Here is a 23,766-nt window from a genome sequence, read left to right as displayed (position 1 = left end):
AGCGGTGTCAGAACTCGCTTTGCAAAACTGTGGTCGAATAAATGACAGCCGCTCAAGCGCAAAAACTGCGCGCGGCCTCAAGGGAGCTTCAACCATGAAACGTTTTGCCTTGGCGATTATCGGTTGCACGCTGGCCACTTCGGCCCTGGCGGCACCGAAATCCTGTGAAGAACTCAAGGCCGAGATCGAGGCCAAGATCCAGGCCAATAACGTCTCGTCCTACACCCTGGAAATCGTCACCAATGACGAAGTCCACGATCAGAACATGGTCGTCGGCAGCTGCGAAAACGGCACAAAGAAAATCATCTACCAGAAAAACGACCGCTGATTCACCTCACGGGACGCAATAGGTCTGCCGATCTTCAGCGACGATCTCCCGCTTTGCATTGAACAATCGGGCGCTTGGGGTGAAGGCGATCGAACGGCCTTCCAGCACATAACGCTGGCCGGCTTCGAAATGATCGTAGTTGACGGTCAGGTAGCACAGCCGTTCCGTAGGGGTGTTCATCATGTTCATGCCCCCACCACCGGGCACCTCAAAGTCGAACCTGACGACCAACTCATGGCTGCCGGGCGTCACCTGGAAAAAACGCCCGTCACGCAATCGCTGTTTGTCCAGTCGCTCTGCCATCAGCAACCTGTCGTTGGGGAATGGCGTCGAGAAGTCGATCCAGGCCATCTGCGGATTTACCGCCGGTAACGGACTCTGGCAGCCGGCAACCACGCCTGCCGCGAGCAACAGCATCAATCTGCGCATGATGAATGTCCCAAAGGATGGTCATTCAGCATAGCGCCGATCAGCTGCTTTGGCAGCCAGCCGGCGTGCCTTGGCCAATCACTTTTCGTTGCTGGTCATAGAGCTTTGCCCACGGCCGGAAGCCGATATTCCCCGCTTGCAGCTGATATCGCTCACCGGCATTGAAGTCGTTGAATTTCACGTTTAACTGGCAGTCACGCCACAGCGGCTCGGCGTCGGGGCCGATGTTGGTGGGCTGGACCGCAAACTGGTAGCGCACCGTCAGCTCATGACGGCCCGGATGCACCTCGAAATATCGCTTGTCGGTAGAGGCTTTGTCATCGACTTCCAGCGCTTGCAGGGCGGTGTCTTCTTGCTGTGAGTCCAGTTCGATCCATGCTTGCGACGGATCATGGTGAGGTAAACCGAAACCAGCACAGCCGGTCAGCATCAACAAGCCTCCCGTCAGCATCAATTTGCGCATAGCGGAGCTCCAGTCGGGCGGGATAGTCTTGCGGGCAGACTCTCCAGGGATGATTTTATTTTGATCAGGCCGCTTCCAAGCCTTGGGTTACTTGATCGCGTTTTGCGGATTTTGTTTCCGGGTATGTTGCTTTTATTCCTCAGCGGCTGCGCCAGCGTCAGCTATTACAGCCAGTTGGCCAGCGGTCAGCTGCAATTGCTGCGGGCCAGGGAGCCGGTGGCCCAGGTGCTTGCCGATCCGTCTCGCGATCCGATGCTGCGTGCGCACCTGACCCAGTCGCAAAAGGCCCGGACATTCGCCAGCCAACAGCTGCATCTGCCGGATAACCAGAGCTACCGTCTGTACGCCGACATTGGCCGGCCGTTCGTGGTCTGGAACGTCTTTGCCACGCCGGAATTTTCCCTGACAGCACAAAACCATTGCTTCCCTATCGCCGGTTGCGTCGCCTATCGCGGTTACTACAGCCAGAGTGCTGCCCGCGGCGAAGCGGCCTTGCAACGCCTGAAAGGTATGGACGTGTCCATTGGCGGCGTCGAGGCCTATTCGACGCTCGGCTGGTTCAACGATCCGATTCTCAGCTCAATGATGGGTTGGGGCGACGAGCGGCTGGCAACGCTGATCTTCCACGAGCTCGCGCACCAGCGCTTTTATGTGAAGGACGACACCGAGTTCAACGAGTCCTTCGCCACCTTCGTCGAGCAGGAAGGCACCCGGCAATGGCGGGCATCACGCGGTCTGGCAGCGGACAATGGCGCGCAGGCGCAGCATCGAGACCAATTTATTCAATTGGTACTGGATACGCGCAGGCGGCTTGAAAAGCTCTACGCCCTGCCACTGCCCGCCGACCAGATGCGCCAACGCAAAGCGGCGGAATTCGAACGTCTGCGCCATGACTATCGACAGCTGCGCGACAGCCAATGGGCCGGGGATAAACGCTATGACGCGTGGATCAAAGCGCCAATGAACAACGCCCGGTTGTTGCCGTTTGGGTTGTATGACCAATGGGTGCCGGCGTTTGCGGCGCTGTTCATGCAGGAGGGTGGGGACTGGCTGAAGTTTTATGCCGCCGTCGAGCAGCTTGGTGCGTTGCCAGTGGTTGAGCGCAAGGTAGCGCTGAAGGCATTGACGGGGTCATAAAATCTGGTGGCTGGGCGGGCCTCTTCGCGGGCAAGCCTCGCTCCTACAGGGGCTACGTTACTTTTGTAGGCGCGAGGCTTGCCCGCGAAGGCGTTTTCAACCTCACAACCAGATCGCGTCCCACAGCGGATAATCCCCTACCCTCTCGACCAAGCCAGCTCGCAACGGATTGGCGACGATGTAGCGAGCAACTGCCTGTAGATCTTCTTCCTTACGAATGGTGCGATCGTGATAACCATGTTGCCAAACCGGACCTTGGCGTCCTGCCGAGCGATTAAGCGTTACTGCGATGCGTGATTTGGTTCGAGCCATCAAACTGGGTAACTGAATATTCTGTAACTCGATCAGCCAATGGAAATGATCGGGCATGACGACCCAGGCCAGTGACGTCGCAAACCCTTCCTGCTCAGCAGTTTTCAGGGCATCGACTACCAGTCGCCCACTCTTGAAGTCATGGAATAACGGTTGCCGGTTCAAAACGACGGCTGTCAGGAGGTAAATCTGTCCGGGCTCCGAATATCGGCCGGTGCGCAATCGATGAGTATGTTTTAGCTCTGTCATTAATGATCCTCCTTGATCGTGACCTCAGACTTTGAGCCTAGGACGATTAGAAGGGACTTGGATGGTAACTGTTGCACAGGATGTATCTGGGCGGGCCTCTTCGCGGGCAAGCCTCGCTCCTACGGGGTCTATGTTGCTTTTGTAGGAGCGAGGCTTGCCCGCGAAGGCGTACTGATCAACGCCGCAAAAACGCCTGATGCATCTCTTCCAGCGTCTCAAAGTGATAGGCCGGTGCTTCTGCGCTCAATTCTTCCCGGCTGCCAAACCCATAACCGACCGCCACCGCATCCAGCCCGTTGCTGCGCGCGCCGATCAGGTCGTGTTTGCGGTCGCCGATCATCAGAGTGTTGGCCGGGTCCAGGCCTTCTTCGGCCATCAGGTGGGCAATCAACTCGACTTTGTTGGTGCGTGTCCCGTCCAGTTCGCTACCGTAAATCACCTTGAAGTGCCTGGCGAAGTCAAAGTGCCGGGCGATTTCCCGGGCGAACACCCACGGCTTTGAGGTTGCGATGAACAACTGTCGCCCTTGCCCGCCGAGGGTTTCCAGCAGCGGTGTGACGCCGTCGAACACACGGTTCTCGTACAGGCCTGTGACCTTGAAGCGTTCGCGGTAGAAATTCACCGCTTCCCAGGCCTTGGGCTCGTCGAAGTCGTAGAACTGCATGAACGCCTGCAACAACGGCGGGCCGATGAAGTGTTCGAGCTTGGTCAGGTCGGGTTCATCGATCCCCAGTTTGCTCAGGGCGAACTGGATCGAACGGGTGATGCCCTCGCGCGGGTCGGTCAGGGTCCCATCGAGATCAAACAAAACGGTTTGGTAATGCATGTTGAATCCTGAATAAGGGCGCGGGGTCAGAGCTGGTCGTAGCCTTCAGCCAGATGCAAATTCTTGAGCTTCACGTAGTTCGCCGCGCTGTAGGTGAAAAAGGCATTTTCCTTGTCCGTCAGCGGGCGGATTTGTTTCACCGGGCTGCCCACATACAGGAAGCCGCTTTCCAGACGCTTGCCCGGCGGCACCAGACTGCCAGCGCCGACAATCACATCGTCCTCGATCACCGCACCATCCATTACGATGCTGCCCATGCCGATCAGAATCCGGTTGCCGACACTGCAGCCATGCAGCATGACCTTATGGGCAATGGTCACGTCGTCTCCGATCAAGCAGGGAAAGCCATCGGGATTGAACGGCCCGGCATGCGTGATGTGCAGCACGCAGCCATCCTGAACGCTGGTGCGCGCACCGATACGGATGCGGTGCATGTCGCCACGGATCACCGTCAGCGGCCAGACAGAGCTGTCTTCGCCGATTTCAACGTCGCCGATCACCACCGCCGAGCCGTCGACAAAAGCGCCTTTACCCAGTAGCGGCGTGTGGTTCTGATACTTGCGAAGGGTCACGATAGGCTCTCTCTCTTTTGCTGATAGCTGCGGTGAGCGTCGATTGTAATTAAGATGGCCCCATGTTTCTTCCAGCCAAGGTGCCAACCGTGAGCGTGAACAACCCTCTTTTGCAGTCCTACGACCTGCCGCCCTTCTCGGCGATCCGGGCCGAACACGTACAACCGGCCATTGAACAGATCCTGGCTGACAACCGTGCCGCCATTATCGAGATCCTCAACAGCCAGGGCAAACAACCGACCTGGGCCGGCCTGGTGCTGGCGATGGACGAACTCAATGATCGTCTGGGCGCCGCCTGGAGCCCGGTCAGCCACCTCAATGCCGTGTGCAACAGCGCCGAATTGCGCGAAGCCTACGAGTCCTGCCTGCCGGCCTTGAGCGCCTACTCCACCGAGCTGGGCCAGAACCGTGAGCTGTTCGAGGCCTTCGAAGCCTTGGCCAACAGCCCGGAAGCCGCCGGTTTCGACGTGGCGCAGAAAACCATCCTGGAACACGCCCTGCGAGACTTCCGTCTGTCGGGTATCGATCTGCCGGACGCCGAGCAGAAGCGCTACGCCGAAGTGCAAAGCAAATTGTCGGAGCTGGGCAGCCGCTTCTCCAACCAGCTGCTCGACGCGACTCAAGCCTGGACCAAGCACGTGACCGATGAAGCCGCCCTCGCCGGCCTCACCGATTCGGCCAAGGCGCAAATGGCCGCCGCAGCCCAGGCCAAAGATCTGGATGGCTTTCTCATCACCCTGGAATTCCCGAGCTATTACGCGGTGATGACCTACGCCCAGGACCGTGCCTTGCGCGAAGAAGTCTACGCCGCCTATTGCACCCGTGCGTCGGACCAAGGCCCGAACGCCGGTCAGAACGATAACGGCCCGGTCATGGAAGAAATCCTCGACCTGCGTCAGGAACTGGCCAAGCTGCTCGGCTTCGCCAGCTTCTCGGAACTGAGCCTGGCCACCAAAATGGCTGAATCCAGCGATCAGGTCCTCAGCTTCCTGCGCGATCTGGCCAAACGCAGCAAACCGTTCGCCGCCCAGGACCTGGAACAGCTCAAGGCCTACGCCGCCGAACAAGGCTGCCCGGACCTGCAAAGCTGGGACAGCGGTTTCTACGGCGAAAAGCTTCGCGAACAACGTTACAGCGTTGCCCAGGAAGCACTGCGCGCCTACTTCCCGATCGACAAAGTACTGGGCGGCCTGTTCGCTATCGTCCAGCGCCTGTACGGCATCGAGATCGCCGAACTGAAAGGCTTCGACGCCTGGCACCCGGATGTTCGCCTGTTCGAAATCAAGGAAAACGGCCAGCACGTCGGCCGCTTCTTCTTCGACCTCTATGCCCGCGCCAACAAACGCGGCGGTGCCTGGATGGACGGCGCCCGTGACCGTCGCCGCACCATCAGCGGCGTGCTGCAAAGCCCGGTGGCCAATCTGGTGTGCAACTTCACCCCAGCCGACAGCGGCAAACCGGCCCTGCTGACCCACGATGAAGTGACCACCCTGTTCCACGAATTCGGTCACGGCCTGCATCACCTGCTGACCCGCGTAGAACACGCCGGCGTGTCCGGCATCAACGGCGTGGCCTGGGATGCGGTGGAGCTGCCAAGTCAGTTCATGGAAAACTGGTGCTGGGAGCCGGAAGGCCTGGCGCTGATCTCCGGTCACTACGAAACCGGCGAGCCGCTGCCTCAGGATCTTCTGGAGAAAATGCTCGCGGCGAAGAACTTCCAGTCCGGCCTGATGATGGTGCGCCAACTCGAGTTCTCGCTGTTCGACTTCGAACTGCACGCCACCCACGGCGACGGTCGCAGCGTGCTGCAAGTACTCGAAGGTGTGCGTGACGAGGTCTCGGTCATGCGTCCACCGGCCTACAACCGCTTCCCGAACAGCTTCGCCCACATCTTCGCCGGCGGTTACGCAGCGGGTTACTACAGCTACAAGTGGGCTGAAGTGCTGTCGGCCGACGCCTTCTCGAAGTTCGAAGAAGACGGCGTGCTCAATGCCGAAACAGGTCGTGCGTTCCGCGAAGCGATTCTGGCGCGTGGCGGTTCGCAGGAACCCATGGTGCTGTTCGTCGACTTCCGTGGCCGTGCGCCATCGATTGACGCACTCTTGCGCCATAGCGGCCTGAGTGAGGACGCGGCAGCATGAGCGAGGGGCCTGTGATCACGAAGAAACGCTTTATCGCCGGGGCGGTCTGCCCGGCCTGTAGCGAGCCGGACAAATTGATGATGTGGAACGAAGACGAGGTCCCGCATCGCGAATGCGTGGCCTGCGGTTATTCGGATACGCTCAATGAACAAGGTCTGTCGGTGCCCAAGGAATTGGGCACGCGGGTCAACACTTCGGCGCTCAAGGTGCCGGACGCCAAGGTTCAGGCGGTGCAGTTCTTCCCGAACCCGAAGCTGAAGAAGAAGCCTGACGAGCACCATTGAGTCAACATCACCTTCCACCCTTTGACCGGGTGGAAGGTGGTATCTATTTACCACCCTTCCCCCGCGCTTCCTCCTTAGGCTGAATCCTTCAGCCCTACTCAAGGAAGACGCCATGCCTGATAACAATCCGCTGCTACAACACTGGGACCTGCCGCCCTGGCCGGACATCCGCGCCGAGCACCTGGTGCATGCCATCGACACCCTTGTTGCCGACAACCGCAAGGCCATTGCCGGGATTATCGCGAGCCAATCCACGATCCCGAACTGGGATGATCTGGTATTGGCCGTTGATGAAACCGATGCGCGCCTGGATGAGGCCATGGGCGTCATCGAAACCCTTTCAATGGTGAAACATGAGGGTAAGGCCTGGGACGCAGCCAGCGGGACTTGCCGTGATGCCGCTGCGCAGTACAAATCTGAAAAGATGGGTAATCACGCACTGTTCCGGGCTTATCAGCGGCTGGCGCAAAGTCCCGCTGCGGCGAATTACGATGAACCGCGCAAAGCGGTTTTGAACAAAATTCTGCGCCGGTTTCGCTTGTCCGGCATCGACTTGCCCATCGAACAACAGCAGACGCTGGCCCGGCTGAATCGTGACATCGGGGTGCTGCAAAGCCTGTTCCTGACCAACCTGGAAGGCGCCAGCGCAGCCTGGAGCAAGCGCATCGATGACGTCTCGCAGTTGCGCGGTTTGTCTGCGGCGACACTGGAGCGTCTGGCAGTCAACGCGCAACAGGCAGGGCACGACGGCTGGCTGATGCGTCTGGACCAGGACACCTACACTCGTGTCATGGCCTATGCCGAAGACCGATCCCTGCGCGAAGAATACTTTGTCGCTTACTCCACCCGGGCTTCCGATCAAGGCCCCCACGACCGGCAATTCGATAATGGTCCGGTGCTGGAGCTGCTGTTGTCCATGCGTCATCAGAAAGCCAGGTTGCTGGGGTATGAGAACTTTGCGCAACTCAGCCTCGTAACGGAAATGGCCGAGTCCACCGAGCAAGTCACCGGTTTCCTGCGGCGGCAAATCGTGCAGGCAACACCGGAACTCGAGAAGGACGCACAAGAACTCAAGACGATTGCGCTTGAGCGCGGCATGACTGAAGTTGCCCCTTGGGACCACGAGTTTCTCGCCGAACAATTGCGCCAGCAACGTCTCGGCGGGGCGCTGAAAAACCTGCGAACGTACTTTCCACTGGACGGGACTTTGCAGCGGCTCTGCCTGTTCAGCGAGCGCATGTTTGGCATCCGGATCGTCGAACAGAAAGAGTGCAGTCGCTGGCATGACAACGTGCGTCTGTTTGAAATCAGCGAGCATGGCCAGGTCGTCGGGTACATTTACCTCGACCCTTTTCATCGGGACGAAGCGCCGGACTTTGCCTGGACCGCCACGCCACGTAATCGACGGGTGAACGCCGAAGGTCGATTGACGCTGCCGATCGCCGTGCTTCATGGCAACTTCACGCCCGGAATTGCCGAGCATCCTTGCCTTCTCGCTCATAAGGACCTGCGGGTTTTGTTCCATGAGTTCGGCCATTGCCTGCAGCACGTTCTGACCCGCTCGCCTCACCATCGCCTGTCCGGTATCACCCAGCTGGGACGCGACTCGGCAGAGTTCACCGGGCAATTGTTCGAGCTTTGGTGCCTGTCAGGGGAGTTTCTGCTGTGGCTGGCTGCTCACCACCAGACCGGCGAGCGCCTGGCCGAAGCGCGAGTCGACGCCGCATTGGCAGCCATCCAGACCCAGACCAGCCGGCAAACCGCAGAGCTGTTAATGTCCGCGTTGTTTGACTTCGAATTGCACCGCAGCCAAGGCGATGGCCGAAGCGTTGAACAGATCTTCGACGACGTGCAGCGCGAGATCCCTCACCTGCAACTGCCGCCTTACTGTCGGTTCGCCAACAGCTTCGATTACCTGGTGACCGGGTACGCAGCGTCGGTTTACGCCTACAAATGGTCGGGTGTACTGGCGACCGAGGTGTTCAAACGGTTTCAACGCGAGTGGGTATTCAACCCGCAAACCGGCAAGGCCTTTCGCGAAGCCTTTTTTTCGCCGGGGGATTCGCGATCGCTATTGGTCGCCCTGGAAGAATTCCTCGGACAACCGATCGCCGACAGCTTTTTCGCAACGCCGTCCAGCAGCCGCTGCCCACTGAACTGATGCTTATTCGACGTGGGCGGACTGGAACCAACTCTTCATGGAACAGGCCGCAAACGGACTGGTGCTGCAATCGCCGTTGGCGAGCGCGGTCCGAAGCTTGTCGGCATCGGCCTGCATCATGTAACGCACACCGTCCTTGAAATGGGTGCTGTCACCAAAGCCGCCTTGGGTCATCTCGTTCAGGGCGTCTTCCTTGCTCCAGCCTTGCACCACCACCCGATACATCGCCGCCATCAGGCCGGTGCGGTCCGAACCGTGTTTGCAATGCATGAGCACCGGGCCGTGGGATTCGGCGGTCTGGATGGCACGCAGGGCCTTGAGTACGTCCGCGTCATCCACGTGATTGGTGCGGTAGGGCAACTGCACCTGGGCAATGCCCGGCGTGGACAGCCAGCTTGAATCCGACTCGGGCAAAAAATTGATGACGGTCGCGACGTTGAGTTTCTTCAACAACGGTACGGCACCGCTGTCGGGCAAGGCGCTGCGGTAAAGCGTCGGGGTCATTTGGTAGAGGTTGTATTGCACCTCGACCGATTGAGCCCATTCCGCCGGGCGGGGTGGGGCGGTTTCATCTGCGCAGGCCAGTGTCAGATTAAAAAGGGTGGCCAGCGACAACAGGAATGTCGCAGGTAAAAGGCGCAATCGTGACATGCTCGGACGACCGTGTGGGGAAAGGTGGTTAGATGCCGCATAGTTTCGACACTGGGCAGTCAAAGTCCTGTGAGTCAGCTGTCAAAGAATCGTGAATTGAACCGTTCGCACCTGGCTTAGTCAGGGTAAGTAACGAGCAACAAAAAAGCGATACAGATTTCCGTATCGCTTTATTCAACCCTGGTTAACGTACACTCACACCCCAACTTATAAGTTGCAGGTACTCGATAGTAATCAAGGATTGATGATTTTCGAATACGCTTTCGCCAGCGCAATCAGAACAGCCTTGTCCTGCGCGTCGAAATCACCATCACCGTCCACATCAGGTGTGTTTCCCATGGTGAAGGTCACGCCGCCATCATTCGACACAGCCTCGCGGGAGGTCGAATCCAGCAGGGAGTATGTGGCGCTACGGTTTTCCGGGTCGTAACCTTCTTCTTTCAAAGCAAACTGCATGGACACCCGAACTTCTTTCGGACTAGAAGTGGACGGGGTCAGCAGTTGAAGAAAAACACCACGCTGATTGTAATTCGACATCAAACCAAATCCTTTTAATAGTGATAACACGACAACTTCGTGCGAAGCGCAATAATACCGACCGCTTTTAACTAAGCCACTTTCTATCTGTTTCTCATAATTACAAGAAACTCACTAATAAGAGACAACTAGTCAATTGAAAAATGTTCAGGCGCCGAACGGCACTGGCCTATTCGGCTGCGGTCATTTACTGTATGAATATACAGCTTAAGGATCATGTCGATGGCTACTCCTCTGCCACCTCGCGGTCGCGGCACCGCAACCAACCCGCACAACCGCTTCGCGCCGAATCGCTCGGTGGCCGAGGATGACGGCTGGTATCAGGAAGCGCCGATCACCCAGGGCACGGAAGTGCGCATCGAAACGGCGAAAACCATCATCACCCGCAACACTTCCCCGGACCTGCCTTTTGATCGCTCGATCAATCCCTATCGTGGCTGCGAGCACGGTTGCATCTACTGCTACGCGCGCCCCAGCCATGCCTATTGGGACATGTCACCCGGGCTCGATTTCGAAACCAAACTGATCGCCAAGACCAACGCCGCCGATGTGCTGGAAGAACAGCTGTCCAAGCGCGGCTATCAATGCGCGCCGATCAATCTGGGCTCCAACACCGATCCCTACCAGCCGATCGAGCGCGAACACAAAATCACCCGCAAGACCCTTGAAGTGCTACTGCGTTATCGGCATCCGGTGACCATCATTACAAAGGGCTCGCTGATTCTTCGGGACCTGGATCTGCTGGCCGAACTCGCCGAGCAACGGCTGGTGGCGGTGATGATCAGCCTCACCACCCTCGACGATGAACTCAAACGCATCCTCGAACCGCGCGCGGCTGCGCCCAAGGCCCGGCTACGTGCCATCCGGGTCATGCGCGAAGCCGGGATACCGGTGGGCGTGCTGTGTTCGCCGATGATTCCGATGATCAACGACAGCGAACTCGAAAGCCTGCTCAACGAAGCCCATGCTGCCGGTGCCCAGAGCGCCGCCTATATGATGTTGCGGCTGCCGCTGGAAGTGGCGCCGCTGTTCGAAGAATGGCTGGCCGCCCACTATCCGCAGCGTGCCGCTCATGTGTTGAGCCTGATCCGCCAGAGCCGTGGCGGGGAGCTCTACGACAGTCGGTTCGGAGCCCGAATGCGCGGAGAGGGGCCGTTTGCCGATCTGTTGGCGCAACGCTTTGCCAAATCGATCAAACGGTTGGGGCTCAATCATCGCGAAGGTTTTAACCTGGACTGCGACGCCTTCTGTCCGCCAGGTCGCCAGATGTCGTTGATTTGAGGACAATTGGCCTATGGTTGAGTAGGAGGAAAAGCACTTGGCCATTAGGCTGGTCACGTTTTTTGTGACCTGGAACACACGTTCTAGAGCGCTTGATTCAGTTTGAGTTAAGTTTCGACAGATACCTTGTTCATCGAGTGACTGACGGGTCGAGATCTTCGGCCTGGATGTTTTTTAAACAGCCACTGGCTTCACACCGGACAAAACGGGAAAATTCCCTGACTCCGCCAAAGAGGATGAATCATGAGTGACAAGGATAAACAGCCGTTGGCTGCGTCGGCTTCAGCCCAACCCGAGGCGGAAACCGCCGATGCAGCGCTGAAGCATATCGTTGACGGCTTTTTGCATTTTCATCACGAAGTTTTTCCCCAGCAGGAAGAACTCTTCAAAAAACTCGCCACGGCTCAGAGCCCTCGAGCGATGTTTATCGCCTGCGCCGATTCGCGCATCGTTCCTGAACTGATCACCCAAAGCGCCCCCGGCGACCTGTTCGTGACCCGTAACGTCGGCAACGTTGTGCCGCCTTATGGGCAGATGAACGGCGGTGTTTCCACGGCCATCGAATACGCGGTCCTGGCCCTCGGCGTACAGCACATCATCATTTGCGGGCACTCCGACTGTGGCGCGATGCGCGCCGTGCTCAACCCGCAAAGCCTGGAAAAAATGCCCACGGTCAAAGCCTGGCTGCGTCATGCCGAAGTGGCGAAATCGATGGTCCAGGAAAACTGCCATTGCGCTGACGAAAGCGAAAGCATGCATGTCCTCACCGAAGAAAACGTGATCGCCCAGCTTCAGCATTTGCGCACGCACCCTTCGGTCGCCTCGCGCATGGCTAACGGTCAGCTGTTTATCCATGGCTGGATCTACAACATCGAAACCAGCGAAATCAGAGCTTACGACGCGGACAAAGGGTGTTTCCTGCCGCTTGATGGCAGCCATCCGATCCCCGTGGCGACGCCCAAAGCGCGCTTCTAAATCCTCCCAGGTGTGGTTTAGCCGAGGTTGCTGATCAAGCAGCCTGGCTTTGCCACGCCTGAAGAAAACTTCGGGAGAGTCACCATGCGTGCTGCTCAACTCAAAGCTGTTCTGCCACGGGAGCTGCTGGCGTCCGTGGTTGTGTTTCTGGTCGCCCTGCCCTTGTGCATGGGCATCGCCATCGCCTCGGGCCTGCCGCCGGCCAAGGGTTTGATCACCGGGATCATCGGTGGACTGGTCGTCGGTTGGCTTGCAGGTTCGCCTCTGCAAGTCAGCGGCCCGGCGGCGGGTCTGGCGGTGCTGGTTTTTGAACTGGTGCGCCAGCATGGTGTTGCCATGCTCGGTCCCATCCTGCTGTTGGCGGGTTTTCTGCAACTGATGGCCGGGCGCTTCAAGCTGGGTTGCTGGTTTCGGGTTACGGCGCCAGCGGTGGTGTACGGCATGCTCGCCGGGATTGGCGTGCTGATCGTGTTGTCGCAAGTGCATGTGATGCTGGACGCCGTGCCCAAGCCTTCGGGGCTGGATAACCTCGCAGCCTTCCCGGCGGCCGTGATCCAGGCCTTGCCTTCCCTTGGCTGGCAGGCTGGGTTGCTTGGCCTGTCGACGATTGCGGTGATGTGGCTGTGGGAAAAATTCCGTCCGCACTCCCTTCGCTTCATACCCGGCGCGCTGCTTGGCGTAGGTCTGGCGACGGTGGCCAGCCTGATGCTCGCCTTGCAGGTCAAACGCGTGGAAGTCCCGGCCAACCTGGCAGAAGCCATCGACTGGCTGAAGCCTGCCGACTTGCTCAATCTGGCCGACCCGACGTTATTGATCGCCGCTTTCGCCGTGGCCTTCATCGCCAGCGCCGAGACCCTGCTCTCCGCAGCGGCGGTGGATCGCATGCACAGCGGCCAGCGCTCCGATTTCGATCGGGAGTTGTCGGCACAGGGCGTCGGCAACATGCTCTGCGGCCTGCTTGGCGCGCTGCCCATGACCGGCGTGATCGTGCGTAGCTCGGCCAACGTCCAGGCTGGCGCCACCACGCGAATGTCGGCGATCTTCCACGGTCTGTGGTTGCTGGCTTTCGTGTTGTTGCTGTCCAGCGTGCTGCAAAGCATTCCGGTGGCAAGCCTGGCGGGTGTGCTGGTGTACACCGGTTTCAAACTGGTCGACCTCAAGGCCTTTCGCGGTCTGGGCCGTTATGGCCGGATGCCGATGTTCACCTACGCGGCGACAGCGCTGGCAATCATCTTCACCGACCTGTTGACCGGCGTGCTGATCGGCTTCGGGTTGACCCTGGCCAAACTGGCCTGGAAGGCCTCGCGGTTGAAAATCAGCCTGATCGACCTGCCGGCCGACGGTGAGATGGAGTTACGACTGACGGGGGCCGCAACCTTTCTCAAGGTGCCGGCGTTGACCCAGGTGCTGGGGACCATTCCCCCAGGCGCGACGGTGCATGTGCCGCTCAATAACCTGAGCTACATCGATCACTCGTGTCTGGAGTTGCTTGAGGAATGGGGTCGGGCCAATGCGGCCAAGGGGTCGAAGCTGATTATTGAAGCGCGGGGGTTGAAGCGTCGGTTGGAGGGGCGTTTACGAACCACCTCCGGAGTGGGCTCTACGGCGTAGAAGTAACCAATGTGTGCGAGCCTGCTCGCGAAGGCGGTGTATCAATCGACATAAATGTTGAATGACATATCGCAATCGCGAGCAGGCTCGTTCCCACAGGGGACGGTGCTGATTCTAAAGAATCAAGCCGCCGGCTGATCCAGCTCCAGCCCTACGCCCAGCTGGCGCGACAGGCACGGCCAGCGCTTCCAGGCGGCGCCGGTGTCCGGGCTGTTGAGTTTTTCGCGGTAGGCCTCCACGGACTCCAGCGCGAAACTGTCTTCATTGAGCATCTCATCCACAGCGTGATGCACCGCCTCATCCAGTTGGTTGGCAAAATCCTCGCCGATCAGTTGGTGAGCAATCAGGTTGGCGACCGTCATGTCCAAGGGGATCAGTGGCTGGCCAAAATGCTTGATGTACAGGTCATTGACCTCTTCCACCAACCGATGCGCCAGATAGGCTTCATCCAGCAGGCTGTCCAGGCCGACATGACCGGCCATGATTGCCGGTGGCTGGAGGAAGAACTGCTCGGCGATCGTCAGCACCGGCTTGATCTGTGATTCGATACCCGCTTCCCTGGCGACTTCATTGGCTGCGTCCAGCAGGTCTGGCACTTGCTCTATATACGCGGCCACAAAACGCGTCATCACGCCGTTGGCGTCGGCATCCGGCAATTGGATGGCGGAGTGAAGGTGTGGCAATTGAGTTTCAAGCTGACGAGTCAGCAGGCCGGTCTCGGCCTCGTGTTGTTGGGCTTTTTGGATCTGCTCGCGCAATGCGGCGGTGTTCATGAAAACTCCAGGAAACAAAGGCAATGAAATAGGGAAGACATAACTTAGCTGGCTTATGAAAAATGCTAAGACGCATTTGTCATAATTGTTTCATCCTTGAGACGCCTCCGTTATATCGATTTGCCACCACTCGTCTGCATCCTTCTCCATTCGTGACCTTGAACGCAAGTCCCAGCTGTTTCAGATCATTTACGCCATCACGTTGCGAGGTAGCAGTCGCTGTCTATACTCGGGTGGGAATGGAGTTAGCTGATGACGCCCGACTGCACACGCAGCAAGGCTCGGCGATTCAAGTTTCGTAGTCTGAAAAAGCCGCTCCCTTGCCGCAGGTGAAAGCCGGCGGGATAACAAGAACGATAAGGGGAACCCGCAATGATGCGACATCCACACGTCTGGATGGGCCTCCTGTTGTGGTCGATTTTCAGCCAGGCGCAAGCCGCCTGGACTGTGAATATGGCGCCGGGAGCGACTGAAATCAGTCACGCAGTATTTGACCTGCACATGACCATTTTCTGGATCTGTGTAGTGATCGGCATCATCGTCTTCGGCGCCATGTTCTGGTCGATGATGGTCCACCGCCGCTCCACCGGGCAGGTGGCCGCAAAATTTCATGAAAGCACCACCGTCGAAATCCTCTGGACCATCGTGCCCTTCCTGATTCTGGTGGCCATGGCGGTTCCTGCGACGGCAACCCTGATCAAGATGTACGACGCCAGTGAGCCGGATATCGATATCCAGGTCACCGGCTATCAGTGGAAGTGGCACTACAAATACCTGGGCCAGGACGTCGAATTCTTCAGCAACCTGACGACCCCTGCCGACCAGATCCACAACAAGGAAACCAAGGGCGAGCATTACTTGCTTGAGGTCGACAAGCCTTTAGTGCTGCCGATTGGCGCCAAGGTGCGTTTCCTCGTGACGTCCGCCGATGTTATTCACTCCTGGTGGGTGCCGGCCTTTGCGGTCAAGCGCGATGCGATTCCCGGGTTCGTCAACGAAGCCTGGACCCGCGTCGACAAACCCGGCATCTACCGTGGCCAGTGCGCCGAACTGTGCGGCAAGGACCATGGCTTCATGCCGATCGTGGTCGAGGTCAAGGAAAAGGCCGATTACGAAAAATGGCTGGCCGAACGCAAGGCCGAATCCCTGCAGCTTAAAGAACTGACCAGCAAGGAATGGACCCTCGACGAGCTCAAGGAGCGCGGCGACAAGGTCTATCACACCGCCTGCGTCGCCTGTCACCAGGCCGAAGGTCAGGGCTTGCCGCCGATGTTCCCGGCGCTCAAAGGCTCGAAAATCGCCACCGGACCGAAGGAAGGTCACCTGAGCATTGTCTACCACGGCAAGCCGGGGACCGCGATGGCGGCGTTCGGCAAGCAGCTCTCGGAAGTCGATATCGCGGCGGTGGTGACCTACGAACGTAACGCCTGGGGCAACAACAAAGGCGACATGGTCACTCCTAAAGAAGTGCTGGAGCTGAAACAGGCGGAAAGCAAATGACCCGCTCTATTGCGCAACCAAGGAACCGGTCGGGGCAGCGCGCCCCGGCCTGCCCAGCCCATCTGTTTGCAGGAGACACGCCATGAGCGCCGTCATCGATGACCATGGTCATGCCGATCACGCCCACGGTCCCGCCAAAGGCCTGATGCGTTGGGTGCTGACCACCAACCACAAGGACATCGGCACGCTGTACCTGTGGTTTGCGTTTTCCATGTTCCTGTTGGGTGGCTCGTTCGCGATGGTGATTCGCGCCGAGCTGTTCCAGCCGGGACTGCAAATCGTCCAGCCGGAATTCTTCAACCAGATGACGACCATGCATGGTCTGGTCATGGTGTTCGGCGCGGTGATGCCGGCGTTCGTCGGCCTCGCCAACTGGATGATCCCGTTGATGATCGGCGCACCCGACATGGCCCTGCCACGGATGAACAACTTCAGCTTCTGGCTGTTGCCGGCGGCGTTCATCCTGCTGGTGTCGACCCTGTTCACCCCCGGTGGCGGACCGAACTTCGGCTGGACGTTCTACGCCCCGCTGTCGACGACCTATGCACCGGAAAGCGTGACGTTCTTCATCTTCGCCATCCACTTGATGGGGATCAGTTCGATCATGGGTGCGATCAACGTGATTGCCACCATCCTCAACCTGCGCGCCCCCGGCATGACGTTGATGAAGATGCCGCTGTTCGTCTGGACGTGGCTGATCACCGCTTTCCTGCTGATCGCGGTGATGCCGGTGCTGGCCGGGTGCGTGACGATGATGCTGATGGACATCCACTTCGGCACCAGCTTCTTCAGTGCCGCCGGTGGCGGGGACCCGGTGTTGTTCCAGCATGTGTTCTGGTTCTTCGGTCACCCCGAGGTGTACATCATGATCCTGCCGGCCTTCGGTGCCGTCAGCTCGATCATCCCGACCTTCTCGCGCAAGCCGCTGTTTGGCTACACCTCGATGGTCTACGCCACGGCGAGCATCGCGTTCCTGTCGTTCATCGTCTGGGCGCACCACATGTTCGTGGTCGGCATTCCGCTGGTGGGCGAGTTGTTCTTCATGTACGCCACACTGCTGATCGCGGTGCCAACCGGGGTGAAAGTGTTCAACTGGGCCAGCACCATGTGGCAAGGCTCGCTGACCTTCGAGACACCGATGCTGTTCGCGGTGGCGTTCGTGATCCTGTTCTCCATCGGCGGCTTCTCCGGGCTGATGCTTGCCATTGCCCCGGCGGACTTCCAGTACCAGGACACCTACTTCGTGGTCGCGCATTTCCACTATGTATTGGTGCCGGGGGCGATCTTCGGGATCTTCGCGTCGGCCTACTATTGGTTGCCGAAATGGACCGGCCACATGTACGACGAAACCCTCGGCAAGCTGCATTTCTGGCTCTCGTTCATCGGCATGAACATGGCGTTCTTCCCGATGCACTTCGTGGGCCTGGCGGGCATGCCGCGGCGGATTCCGGACTACAACCTGCAATTCGCCGACTTCAACATGGTGTCGTCGATTGGTGCGTTCATGTTCGGCGCCACGCAGATCTTCTTCCTGTTCATCGTAATCAAGACCATCCGCGGCGGCCCGCCAGCACCCGCCAAACCGTGGGATGGCGCGGAAGGCCTGGAGTGGAGCATTCCGTCACCAGCGCCGTATCACACCTTCACTACGCCGCCGGAAGTGAAATGAACACACAAACCTATGTGGGAGCGAGCCTGCTCGCGAAGAACGATGACGCGGTCTGCCTGTTAAACCGCGGTGTTTGCTTCGCGAGCAGGCTCGCTCCCACAGGGTTCGGCGAAGAGGTTGGAAACCATGGCTGACTCGATTTCGATGAAGAAGCTGGTCACTCGCCTGCTGCTGGTGGTGGTGGCGATGTTTATCTTCGGGTTTGCCCTGGTGCCGATCTATGACGTGATGTGCAAGGCGTTCGGCATCAATGGCAAGACCGCCGGGCAGTACGAGGGCGAGCAGACGGTCGACACTTCGCGGCAGGTGCGCGTGCAGTTCCTGTCGACCAATTCCGCCGACATGTCCTGGGATTTCTATCCCAAAAGTGACGAACTGACGGCCAACCCGGGGGCAGTGAACGAGATGATTTTTATCGCGCACAACCCGACCGACAAACCGATGAGCGCCCAGGCAGTGCCGAGCATCGCACCCAGCAACGCGGCAGCGTACTTCCACAAGACCGAATGTTTCTGCTTTACCCAGCAAGTGCTGCAGCCCGGTCAACGGATCGAGATGCCGGTACGTTTCATCGTTGACCGCGACATGCCCAAGGAAGTGAAGCACCTGACGCTGTCCTACACGCTGTTCGATATCACCGCCCGACATCCACCGGTAGCTGTAAACACTGGCGGCTGAGCGTGCCCGATAAGGAGAACAATAAATGGCAACTCATGAACACTATTACGTACCGGCCCAGAGCAAATGGCCGATCATCGCCACCGTCGGCATGTTCGTCACCGTGTTCGGCCTGGCCACCTGGTTCAACGACCTGAAGGCTGCGCGGCCGGAATCCCACGGCCCGCTGATCTTTTTCGTCGGCGGCCTGCTGTTGGCTTACATGCTGTTCGGCTGGTTCGGCACGGTAATCAAGGAAAGTCGCAGCGGGTTGTACAGCGCCCAGATGGATCGCTCGTTCCGCTGGGGCATGAGCTGGTTCATCTTTTCGGAGGTGATGTTCTTCATCGCCTTCTTCGGTGCACTGTTTTATGTGCGGCATGTGTCCGGTCCGGCGCTCGGCGGTGAAGGCGCGAAAGGCCTGGCGCACATGCTGTGGCCGAACTTCGAGTTCGTCTGGCCGTTGTTGAACAACCCGGATCCGAAACTCTTCCCGGCACCCAAGGACGTTATCAGCCCCTGGGGCCTGCCGCTGCTCAATACCGTGTTGCTCGTGAGCTCCAGCGTCACCGTGACCATCGCCCACCACGCTTTGAAAAAGGGCCATCGCGGTGCGCTGAAAATCTGGCTGGCGATCACTGTCTTGCTCGGCTGTGCGTTCCTCGGTTTTCAGGCCGAAGAATATATCCACGCCTATCGCGAACTGGGCCTGACCCTGGGTTCCGGCATCTACGGCGCGACGTTCTTCATGCTCACCGGGTTCCACGGCGCCCACGTGACCATCGGCACCATCATTCTGTTTGTGATGCTGATGCGGATCATGCGCGGGCACTTCGATAACGAGCACCAGTTCGCGTTTGAAGCGGCGAGTTGGTATTGGCACTTCGTGGACGTGGTGTGGATCGGGCTGTTCGTTTTCGTCTACGTGCTCTGAGGCTTTACCAAGGCGCACTAGAAACCAACTGGCCGCTGAAAAAACCCCAGGCAATCAAGCCGACGGTGATAGCGGCCAGGGCAACACGAACACTCAAGGCAATGACGAGGCGGTTCGAGCTGCTGTCGTCCTTGACCAGAAAAAACAGGCCGCTGAACAGGCTGACAACCGTGGCAATCAGCATCAGGACGATGGCTGCTTTGAGCATGGTGGGACTCCGGGGGAAAGGCGATGCACTTGAGTATAGCTATCGCAACCAGCGACTTTCTGGCGACGCCATGAAGCGCTTCCGGCCGGGCATCGTGCCGACCCTGGTGGTCGCACTTCTATTGCCCATGCTGGTGTCACTGGGGTTCTGGCAATTGAGCCGGGGCGCGGAGAAAAGCGCGCTGCTGCAAAGCTACGCCGAGCGCCGCACGGCTGAACCGATGGCCAGCACCGAGCTGCTACACACCGACGATCCAGCCTTTCGCCGGGTTCAAATTCACGGCCAGTTCGATGCCGCACACAGCCTGCTGCTGGATAACCGCCAGCGCGACGGCAAGGTCGGCGTCGAACTGCTGCAACCGTTTCAGGACCAGGCGACCGGGCTCTGGTTGCTGGTCAATCGCGGCTGGCTGCCGTGGCCGGATCGGCGAACCCCGCCGCAGTTCACGACACCGACTCAGGCCCTGAGCCTGGATGCCTGGGTCTACGTCTCCCCCGGCGCCACCTTCCAATTGCACGCCGACCCGAGCACCGCCACCTGGCCACAACTGATCACTGCCGTCGAACCCGCCAAGCTGTGGACGGCGCTCGACCGTGACGGTTTTGCCTATGAATTACGCGCAGAAGCCGGCCCCGCGTCCTACCAGGCCGATTGGCCGGTAGTGGCCATGGGGCCGGAAAAACATATCGCTTATGCCGTGCAGTGGTTCGCCATGTCGATCGCCCTGTTCGGCCTTTATCTCTATCTCGGCTGGCACAACGCAAAGGAGAAACACCATGGGAGCGGCCATGAATCCACCCAGCATGTCTGAGGCGAAAACGCCGGCGAGTCGGCGCAAGGGCCGGTTGCAGTTATTGCTGATCCTGCTGGGGGTGATCGGTCCGATGATCCTCGCCACGGGTATGTACAAGTTGCAGTTCTGGGTGCCGGAAGGCCGCAGTTATCACGGCGAGCTGATCGGCAACGGCCAGACTCGCGCCGACCTTGGCGTGCAAGCGCAGGAGGACCGTTGGCAATTGCTGGTCACGGCGCCCAAGGAGTGTTCGGTGGACTGCCAGCAGCTGGTTTATCTGGCGCGGCAGATCCAGATCGGCCTCGGTCGCGATGCCGGGCGTGCCAGTCACGCCCTGGCCGCGGCCCAACCGTTGGCGGCCGATTACGACGCCAAGCTGACCCGCGAATACCCGCAACTGCAACGCTACCCAATGGACCTGACCACTTTCACCAAAACAGCGGGAGGCAAAACCGCACCGCAACTGTGGATCATCGACCCGCACGGCAATCTGGTGCTGCGCTACGACCCGACGGTGAAGGGTAAGGACCTGCTCAACGACCTGCGTCATTTGCTGAAACTGTCGAACATCGGATAAGGGCATCGTCATGGCCAAACCTGGATTTCGCCTCGCGCTGTTTGCCACCTTGCTGGCACTGATTGTGGTGTTGCTCGGCGCCTACACCCGCCTGACCCACGCCGGCCTCGGCTGCCCGGACTGGCCGGGTTGCTACGGCTTTATCAGCGTGCCGAAAAGCGAAGCCCAACTGGCCCATGCCGAATTGCATTTTCCCGATGCACCCGTCGAAGCCCACAAAGGCTGGAACGAGATGATCCACCGCTATTTCGCCGGCACCCTCGGGTTGTTGATTTCAGTGCTGGCCGGTCGCGCCTGGGTGCATCGTCGTCATCCGGGGCAACCGGTGAAGCTGCCGCTGTTTCTGCTGGTGGTTGTCATCGCCCAAGCGGCGTTCGGCATGTGGACGGTGACGCTCAAGCTCTGGCCGCAGGTGGTGACCGGGCATTTGCTCGGCGGTTTTGCGACCTTGAGCCTGCTGTTTTTGCTGACCTTGCGCCTGTCCGGCGTACTGCCGGCGCTGACCGTGCCACGGCGTTTGCAGCATTGGGCGACGGCCGGGTTGCTGCTGGTAATCCTGCAAATCGCCCTCGGGGGCTGGGTCAGTTCCAACTATGCAGCCGTGGCTTGCATCGACTTCCCGACCTGCCATGGGCAATGGCTGCCACCGGCTGATTTCGCCAATGGTTTTCACCTGACCCAACACATCGGCCCCAATTACCTGGGCGGGCAACTGGACAGTGATGCCCGCACAGCGATCCATCTGACTCACCGCATCGGCGCGTTGCTGGTGACGCTCGTGCTGCTGGGGCTGGCCTGGCAACTGAAAGTGGTTGGCATGACGCGCTTGGCCGGAATGGTGCTGATCGCCCTTGCGGCCCAAATCACCCTCGGCATCAGCAACGTCTTGTTCCACCTGCCGCTGCCTGTTGCGGTCGCGCACAACGCGGGGGGCGCAGCGCTGTTGCTCACGATGGTGCTGGTCAATTATCACGCGCGAACCAGCCTGGTTCGGGTCAAACAGCAAAACCTTGCACGCTGGCGGTTCAGCCCGCGTAAACACTCAGCCGGGCCCATAACAATAAAAGGAGAGATGCCATGGCGACTCTGATCGGCGAACGTCACAGTCAGGCGATCTGGCGTGACTACCTGGAGCTGACCAAGCCGAAAGTGGTGGTGCTGATGCTCATCACCTCGCTGGTCGGCATGTTCCTCGCGACCCGCGCCGGGGTGCCGTGGACGGTGCTGGTGTTCGGCAACCTGGGGATCGCGTTGTGTGCCGGGGGTGCGGCGGCGGTGAATCATGTGGTGGACCGGCGTATCGATGCAGTGATGGCGCGTACCCACAAACGTCCCTTGGCTGAAGGGCGGGTTTCACCTGCGGCGGCGCTGACATTTGCCCTGGTATTGGCGGTGCTTGGGCAAGCCGTACTGCTGGCCTTCACCAATGCGCTGACGGCCTGGCTGACCCTCGCGTCCTTGCTCGGTTATGCGGTGATCTATACCGGTTTCCTGAAGCGCGCTACGCCGCAGAACATCGTTATCGGTGGCCTGGCCGGCGCTGCCCCGCCGTTGCTCGGCTGGACCGCGGCCACCGGTCATGTCAGCGCCGAACCCTTGTTGCTGGTGTTGATCATTTTCGCCTGGACTCCGCCTCACTTCTGGGCCCTGGCCATTCACCGCAAAGAGGAATATGCCAAGGCCAACATCCCGATGTTGCCGGTGACCCATGGCGAGCATTACACCAAGGTCCACATCCTGCTTTATACCTTCGCGCTGCTGGCGGTCAGCCTGATGCCCTACGTGATCCACATGAGCGGCATGCTTTACCTGATTTGCGCCCTGGGACTGGGCGCAAGGTTTCTGCAATGGGCCGTGGTGCTGTACCGTGGCACTCGGCCGCACGCGGCGATCAACACCTTCAAGTACTCTATCTACTACTTGTTCCTGCTGTTTATCGCGCTGCTCGTAGACCACTACTTACTGTTGAACCTATGACTCGAACTCAGAAAACCGTCTTTATCCTCGTCGCCCTGATCGCGCTGGTTCTGGGCCTGACCATCAACAAAGTGCTGTCCGGAAAAGGCCAGGGCGATCCGACGGCATTGATCGATGCCGGGATCATTTTGCTGCCGCAAAGCCGCAATCTGCCAAACGTGACGATGACCGATCAGGACGGCAAGCCGGTGATGGTCAACGAGCTGAAAGACAAATGGTCACTGTTGTTCTTCGGCTACACCTTCTGCCCCGACATCTGCCCGACCACCCTCGCCCAGCTGCGCCAGATCAAAAGTGAACTGCCGCCAGAGGCTGTGGCGAAGTTGCAGATCATCCTGGTCAGCGTCGACCCGAACCGCGACACGCCCAAGCAGCTCAAGCAGTACCTGGGCTACTTCGATCCGCAGTTCACAGGCCTGACGCCTTCGTCGATTGAAGACATTCAGAAACTGGCCAATGCGGTGAGCATTCCGTTCATTCCGGCAGACACCAGCAAGCCGAATTACACGGTTGATCACAGCGGCAACCTCGCGGTGATCGGGCCGGACGGGACACAGCGTGGCTTCATTCGTGCACCGCTGAATAACGCCAAGTTGGTGGCGCAGTTGCCGGTGATGCTCAACCGCAAATAAACACCACGCCCCCTGTAGGAGCCAGGCTTGCCGGCGAAAGCGCCCGTGAGATCGCCGTCGCCGGCAAGCCTGGCTCCTACAGGGGACGG

26 protein-coding genes are annotated in these 23,766 nt (G+C 59.2%); 17 read left to right on the top strand and 9 right to left on the bottom strand.

Translation table 11 applies throughout. The features are described 5' to 3' along the window. Positions 1 to 94 precede the first annotated feature (94 nt). The gene (locus FBY01_RS06810) at positions 95 to 328 is read left to right on the top strand and encodes a DUF1161 domain-containing protein (RefSeq protein WP_010465702.1); all 234 of its coding nucleotides are present in this window, start codon (positions 95 to 97) and stop codon (positions 326 to 328) included. Between the two features lie 6 nt (positions 329 to 334). Here FBY01_RS06810 and FBY01_RS06805 read toward each other — a convergent pair whose 3' ends face one another. Further along, complete coding sequence (locus FBY01_RS06805) at positions 335 to 757, bottom strand: hypothetical protein (RefSeq protein WP_145306378.1); 423 nt, start codon at positions 755 to 757, stop codon at positions 335 to 337. A gap of 40 nt (positions 758 to 797) precedes the next feature. Beyond that, positions 798 to 1,220: a hypothetical protein gene (locus FBY01_RS06800; RefSeq protein WP_077748817.1), complete on the bottom strand. Its 423-nt coding sequence runs from the start codon at positions 1,218 to 1,220 to the stop codon at positions 798 to 800. A gap of 60 nt (positions 1,221 to 1,280) precedes the next feature. Here FBY01_RS06800 and FBY01_RS06795 point away from each other — a divergent pair, with 60 nt between their 5' ends. Next, entirely contained in the window at positions 1,281 to 2,357 is a 1,077-nt protein-coding gene (locus FBY01_RS06795; RefSeq protein WP_145306380.1) for an aminopeptidase, read from the top strand. A gap of 102 nt (positions 2,358 to 2,459) precedes the next feature. Here FBY01_RS06795 and FBY01_RS06790 read toward each other — a convergent pair whose 3' ends face one another. The 3 genes from FBY01_RS06790 to FBY01_RS06780 all read right to left on the bottom strand — a co-directional run bounded on the left by FBY01_RS06790 (position 2,460) and on the right by FBY01_RS06780 (position 4,316). Then, positions 2,460 to 2,918: a transposase gene (locus FBY01_RS06790; protein WP_145306382.1), complete on the bottom strand. Its 459-nt coding sequence runs from the start codon at positions 2,916 to 2,918 to the stop codon at positions 2,460 to 2,462. Between the two features lie 175 nt (positions 2,919 to 3,093). After that, positions 3,094 to 3,744: an HAD family hydrolase gene (locus FBY01_RS06785; RefSeq protein ID WP_145306384.1), complete on the bottom strand. Its 651-nt coding sequence runs from the start codon at positions 3,742 to 3,744 to the stop codon at positions 3,094 to 3,096. 26 nt (positions 3,745 to 3,770) lie between these two features. Further along, on the bottom strand, positions 3,771 to 4,316 hold the full coding sequence (locus tag FBY01_RS06780) for a gamma carbonic anhydrase family protein (protein WP_010465689.1): 546 nt from the start codon (positions 4,314 to 4,316) through the stop codon (positions 3,771 to 3,773). 62 nt (positions 4,317 to 4,378) lie between these two features. Here FBY01_RS06780 and prlC point away from each other — a divergent pair, with 62 nt between their 5' ends. From prlC to FBY01_RS06765, 3 genes are all read left to right on the top strand, one after another. Further along, on the top strand, positions 4,379 to 6,457 hold the full coding sequence (gene prlC, locus FBY01_RS06775; RefSeq protein ID WP_172962171.1) for an oligopeptidase A: 2,079 nt from the start codon (positions 4,379 to 4,381) through the stop codon (positions 6,455 to 6,457). Then, complete coding sequence (locus tag FBY01_RS06770) at positions 6,454 to 6,741, top strand: YheV family putative zinc ribbon protein (protein ID WP_010465685.1); 288 nt, start codon at positions 6,454 to 6,456, stop codon at positions 6,739 to 6,741. Before prlC ends, FBY01_RS06770 begins: the two co-directional genes overlap by 4 nt. Positions 6,742 to 6,853: 112 nt before the next feature. Beyond that, on the top strand, positions 6,854 to 8,902 hold the full coding sequence (locus tag FBY01_RS06765) for a M3 family metallopeptidase (RefSeq protein WP_145306386.1): 2,049 nt from the start codon (positions 6,854 to 6,856) through the stop codon (positions 8,900 to 8,902). Positions 8,903 to 8,905: 3 nt separating this feature from the next. Here FBY01_RS06765 and FBY01_RS06760 read toward each other — a convergent pair whose 3' ends face one another. Both FBY01_RS06760 and FBY01_RS06755 read right to left on the bottom strand, forming a co-directional pair. Beyond that, positions 8,906 to 9,553: a dual specificity protein phosphatase family protein gene (locus FBY01_RS06760; RefSeq protein ID WP_145306388.1), complete on the bottom strand. Its 648-nt coding sequence runs from the start codon at positions 9,551 to 9,553 to the stop codon at positions 8,906 to 8,908. Between the two features lie 234 nt (positions 9,554 to 9,787). Further along, positions 9,788 to 10,090: a hypothetical protein gene (locus FBY01_RS06755; RefSeq protein WP_145306390.1), complete on the bottom strand. Its 303-nt coding sequence runs from the start codon at positions 10,088 to 10,090 to the stop codon at positions 9,788 to 9,790. Between the two features lie 222 nt (positions 10,091 to 10,312). Here FBY01_RS06755 and FBY01_RS06750 point away from each other — a divergent pair, with 222 nt between their 5' ends. The 3 genes from FBY01_RS06750 to FBY01_RS06740 all read left to right on the top strand — a co-directional run bounded on the left by FBY01_RS06750 (position 10,313) and on the right by FBY01_RS06740 (position 13,957). Continuing rightward, the gene (locus FBY01_RS06750; RefSeq protein WP_145306392.1) at positions 10,313 to 11,371 is read left to right on the top strand and encodes a PA0069 family radical SAM protein; all 1,059 of its coding nucleotides are present in this window, start codon (positions 10,313 to 10,315) and stop codon (positions 11,369 to 11,371) included. A 243-nt stretch (positions 11,372 to 11,614) separates the two neighbouring features. Then, a complete protein-coding gene (locus FBY01_RS06745; RefSeq protein ID WP_010465672.1) occupies positions 11,615 to 12,346 on the top strand; it encodes a carbonic anhydrase in 732 nt (243 codons plus the stop codon). An 84-nt stretch (positions 12,347 to 12,430) separates the two neighbouring features. Next, positions 12,431 to 13,957, top strand: coding sequence for a SulP family inorganic anion transporter (locus FBY01_RS06740; RefSeq protein ID WP_010465670.1), 1,527 nt, complete (start codon positions 12,431 to 12,433; stop codon positions 13,955 to 13,957). Between the two features lie 122 nt (positions 13,958 to 14,079). Here FBY01_RS06740 and FBY01_RS06735 read toward each other — a convergent pair whose 3' ends face one another. Beyond that, a complete protein-coding gene (locus FBY01_RS06735) occupies positions 14,080 to 14,730 on the bottom strand; it encodes a hypothetical protein (RefSeq protein WP_010465667.1) in 651 nt (216 codons plus the stop codon). Between the two features lie 372 nt (positions 14,731 to 15,102). Here FBY01_RS06735 and coxB point away from each other — a divergent pair, with 372 nt between their 5' ends. The 4 genes from coxB to FBY01_RS06715 all read left to right on the top strand — a co-directional run bounded on the left by coxB (position 15,103) and on the right by FBY01_RS06715 (position 19,490). Then, positions 15,103 to 16,230, top strand: a complete 1,128-nt coding sequence (coxB, locus tag FBY01_RS06730; RefSeq protein ID WP_010465665.1) for a cytochrome c oxidase subunit II — start codon at positions 15,103 to 15,105, stop codon at positions 16,228 to 16,230. Between the two features lie 82 nt (positions 16,231 to 16,312). Next, entirely contained in the window at positions 16,313 to 17,899 is a 1,587-nt protein-coding gene (ctaD, locus tag FBY01_RS06725) for a cytochrome c oxidase subunit I (protein WP_010465663.1), read from the top strand. Between the two features lie 126 nt (positions 17,900 to 18,025). Further along, the gene (locus FBY01_RS06720) at positions 18,026 to 18,577 is read left to right on the top strand and encodes a cytochrome c oxidase assembly protein (protein ID WP_010465661.1); all 552 of its coding nucleotides are present in this window, start codon (positions 18,026 to 18,028) and stop codon (positions 18,575 to 18,577) included. A gap of 25 nt (positions 18,578 to 18,602) precedes the next feature. Further along, positions 18,603 to 19,490 (top strand): cytochrome c oxidase subunit 3, encoded by an 888-nt coding sequence (locus tag FBY01_RS06715; protein WP_010465659.1) that lies wholly within the window; start codon positions 18,603 to 18,605, stop codon positions 19,488 to 19,490. A gap of 4 nt (positions 19,491 to 19,494) precedes the next feature. Here the strand turns inward: FBY01_RS06715 and FBY01_RS06710 are convergent, their stop codons facing one another. Then, positions 19,495 to 19,698, bottom strand: a complete 204-nt coding sequence (locus tag FBY01_RS06710; RefSeq protein WP_010465658.1) for a twin transmembrane helix small protein — start codon at positions 19,696 to 19,698, stop codon at positions 19,495 to 19,497. Positions 19,699 to 19,768: 70 nt separating this feature from the next. On the opposite strand from FBY01_RS06710, the gene FBY01_RS06705 reads away from it, so the two are divergent. From FBY01_RS06705 to FBY01_RS06685, 5 genes are read left to right on the top strand one after another with little or no spacing between them, the layout of a single operon-like run. Then, entirely contained in the window at positions 19,769 to 20,509 is a 741-nt protein-coding gene (locus FBY01_RS06705; protein WP_077748826.1) for an SURF1 family protein, read from the top strand. Further along, positions 20,475 to 21,068 (top strand): hypothetical protein, encoded by a 594-nt coding sequence (locus FBY01_RS06700; RefSeq protein WP_042932974.1) that lies wholly within the window; start codon positions 20,475 to 20,477, stop codon positions 21,066 to 21,068. Before FBY01_RS06705 ends, FBY01_RS06700 begins: the two co-directional genes overlap by 35 nt. Positions 21,069 to 21,078: 10 nt before the next feature. Next, positions 21,079 to 22,158 (top strand): heme A synthase, encoded by a 1,080-nt coding sequence (locus FBY01_RS06695; protein ID WP_145306394.1) that lies wholly within the window; start codon positions 21,079 to 21,081, stop codon positions 22,156 to 22,158. Then, entirely contained in the window at positions 22,146 to 23,045 is a 900-nt protein-coding gene (gene cyoE / locus FBY01_RS06690; protein WP_083375341.1) for a heme o synthase, read from the top strand. The genes FBY01_RS06695 and cyoE overlap by 13 nt, the downstream gene beginning before the upstream one ends. Then, a complete protein-coding gene (locus FBY01_RS06685) occupies positions 23,042 to 23,677 on the top strand; it encodes an SCO family protein (protein WP_010465646.1) in 636 nt (211 codons plus the stop codon). The genes cyoE and FBY01_RS06685 overlap by 4 nt, the downstream gene beginning before the upstream one ends. Positions 23,678 to 23,766: the final 89 nt, after the last annotated feature.

The sequence above is a fragment of the Pseudomonas sp. SJZ077 genome, assembly GCF_007993905.1.
GTDB classification, from domain to species: domain Bacteria; phylum Pseudomonadota; class Gammaproteobacteria; order Pseudomonadales; family Pseudomonadaceae; genus Aquipseudomonas; species Aquipseudomonas mandelii.
Note: the sequence above shows the minus strand (reverse complement) of the source record. Positions and strands in the feature narration are given on the sequence as shown.

What these genes read in the sequence shown, in the direction of transcription:
- FBY01_RS06760 (WP_145306388.1), bottom strand. Translation starts at nt 9,553, where the DNA reads ATGTCACGATTGCGCCTTTTACCTGCGACATTCCTGTTGTCGCTGGCC.
- FBY01_RS06720 (WP_010465661.1), top strand. Translation starts at nt 18,026, where the DNA reads ATGGCTGACTCGATTTCGATGAAGAAGCTGGTCACTCGCCTGCTGCTG.
- prlC (WP_172962171.1), top strand. Translation starts at nt 4,379, where the DNA reads ATGTTTCTTCCAGCCAAGGTGCCAACCGTGAGCGTGAACAACCCTCTT.
- FBY01_RS06745 (WP_010465672.1), top strand. Translation starts at nt 11,615, where the DNA reads ATGAGTGACAAGGATAAACAGCCGTTGGCTGCGTCGGCTTCAGCCCAA.
- FBY01_RS06765 (WP_145306386.1), top strand. Translation starts at nt 6,854, where the DNA reads ATGCCTGATAACAATCCGCTGCTACAACACTGGGACCTGCCGCCCTGG.
- coxB (WP_010465665.1), top strand. Translation starts at nt 15,103, where the DNA reads ATGATGCGACATCCACACGTCTGGATGGGCCTCCTGTTGTGGTCGATT.
- FBY01_RS06800 (WP_077748817.1), bottom strand. Translation starts at nt 1,220, where the DNA reads ATGCGCAAATTGATGCTGACGGGAGGCTTGTTGATGCTGACCGGCTGT.
- FBY01_RS06740 (WP_010465670.1), top strand. Translation starts at nt 12,431, where the DNA reads ATGCGTGCTGCTCAACTCAAAGCTGTTCTGCCACGGGAGCTGCTGGCG.
- FBY01_RS06735 (WP_010465667.1), bottom strand. Translation starts at nt 14,730, where the DNA reads ATGAACACCGCCGCATTGCGCGAGCAGATCCAAAAAGCCCAACAACAC.
- FBY01_RS06805 (WP_145306378.1), bottom strand. Translation starts at nt 757, where the DNA reads ATGCGCAGATTGATGCTGTTGCTCGCGGCAGGCGTGGTTGCCGGCTGC.
- FBY01_RS06810 (WP_010465702.1), top strand. Translation starts at nt 95, where the DNA reads ATGAAACGTTTTGCCTTGGCGATTATCGGTTGCACGCTGGCCACTTCG.
- FBY01_RS06705 (WP_077748826.1), top strand. Translation starts at nt 19,769, where the DNA reads ATGAAGCGCTTCCGGCCGGGCATCGTGCCGACCCTGGTGGTCGCACTT.
- FBY01_RS06685 (WP_010465646.1), top strand. Translation starts at nt 23,042, where the DNA reads ATGACTCGAACTCAGAAAACCGTCTTTATCCTCGTCGCCCTGATCGCG.
- FBY01_RS06700 (WP_042932974.1), top strand. Translation starts at nt 20,475, where the DNA reads ATGGGAGCGGCCATGAATCCACCCAGCATGTCTGAGGCGAAAACGCCG.
- FBY01_RS06785 (WP_145306384.1), bottom strand. Translation starts at nt 3,744, where the DNA reads ATGCATTACCAAACCGTTTTGTTTGATCTCGATGGGACCCTGACCGAC.
- FBY01_RS06710 (WP_010465658.1), bottom strand. Translation starts at nt 19,698, where the DNA reads ATGCTCAAAGCAGCCATCGTCCTGATGCTGATTGCCACGGTTGTCAGC.
- ctaD (WP_010465663.1), top strand. Translation starts at nt 16,313, where the DNA reads ATGAGCGCCGTCATCGATGACCATGGTCATGCCGATCACGCCCACGGT.
- cyoE (WP_083375341.1), top strand. Translation starts at nt 22,146, where the DNA reads ATGGCGACTCTGATCGGCGAACGTCACAGTCAGGCGATCTGGCGTGAC.
- FBY01_RS06790 (WP_145306382.1), bottom strand. Translation starts at nt 2,918, where the DNA reads ATGACAGAGCTAAAACATACTCATCGATTGCGCACCGGCCGATATTCG.
- FBY01_RS06750 (WP_145306392.1), top strand. Translation starts at nt 10,313, where the DNA reads ATGGCTACTCCTCTGCCACCTCGCGGTCGCGGCACCGCAACCAACCCG.
- FBY01_RS06695 (WP_145306394.1), top strand. Translation starts at nt 21,079, where the DNA reads ATGGCCAAACCTGGATTTCGCCTCGCGCTGTTTGCCACCTTGCTGGCA.
- FBY01_RS06755 (WP_145306390.1), bottom strand. Translation starts at nt 10,090, where the DNA reads ATGTCGAATTACAATCAGCGTGGTGTTTTTCTTCAACTGCTGACCCCG.
- FBY01_RS06715 (WP_010465659.1), top strand. Translation starts at nt 18,603, where the DNA reads ATGGCAACTCATGAACACTATTACGTACCGGCCCAGAGCAAATGGCCG.
- FBY01_RS06770 (WP_010465685.1), top strand. Translation starts at nt 6,454, where the DNA reads ATGAGCGAGGGGCCTGTGATCACGAAGAAACGCTTTATCGCCGGGGCG.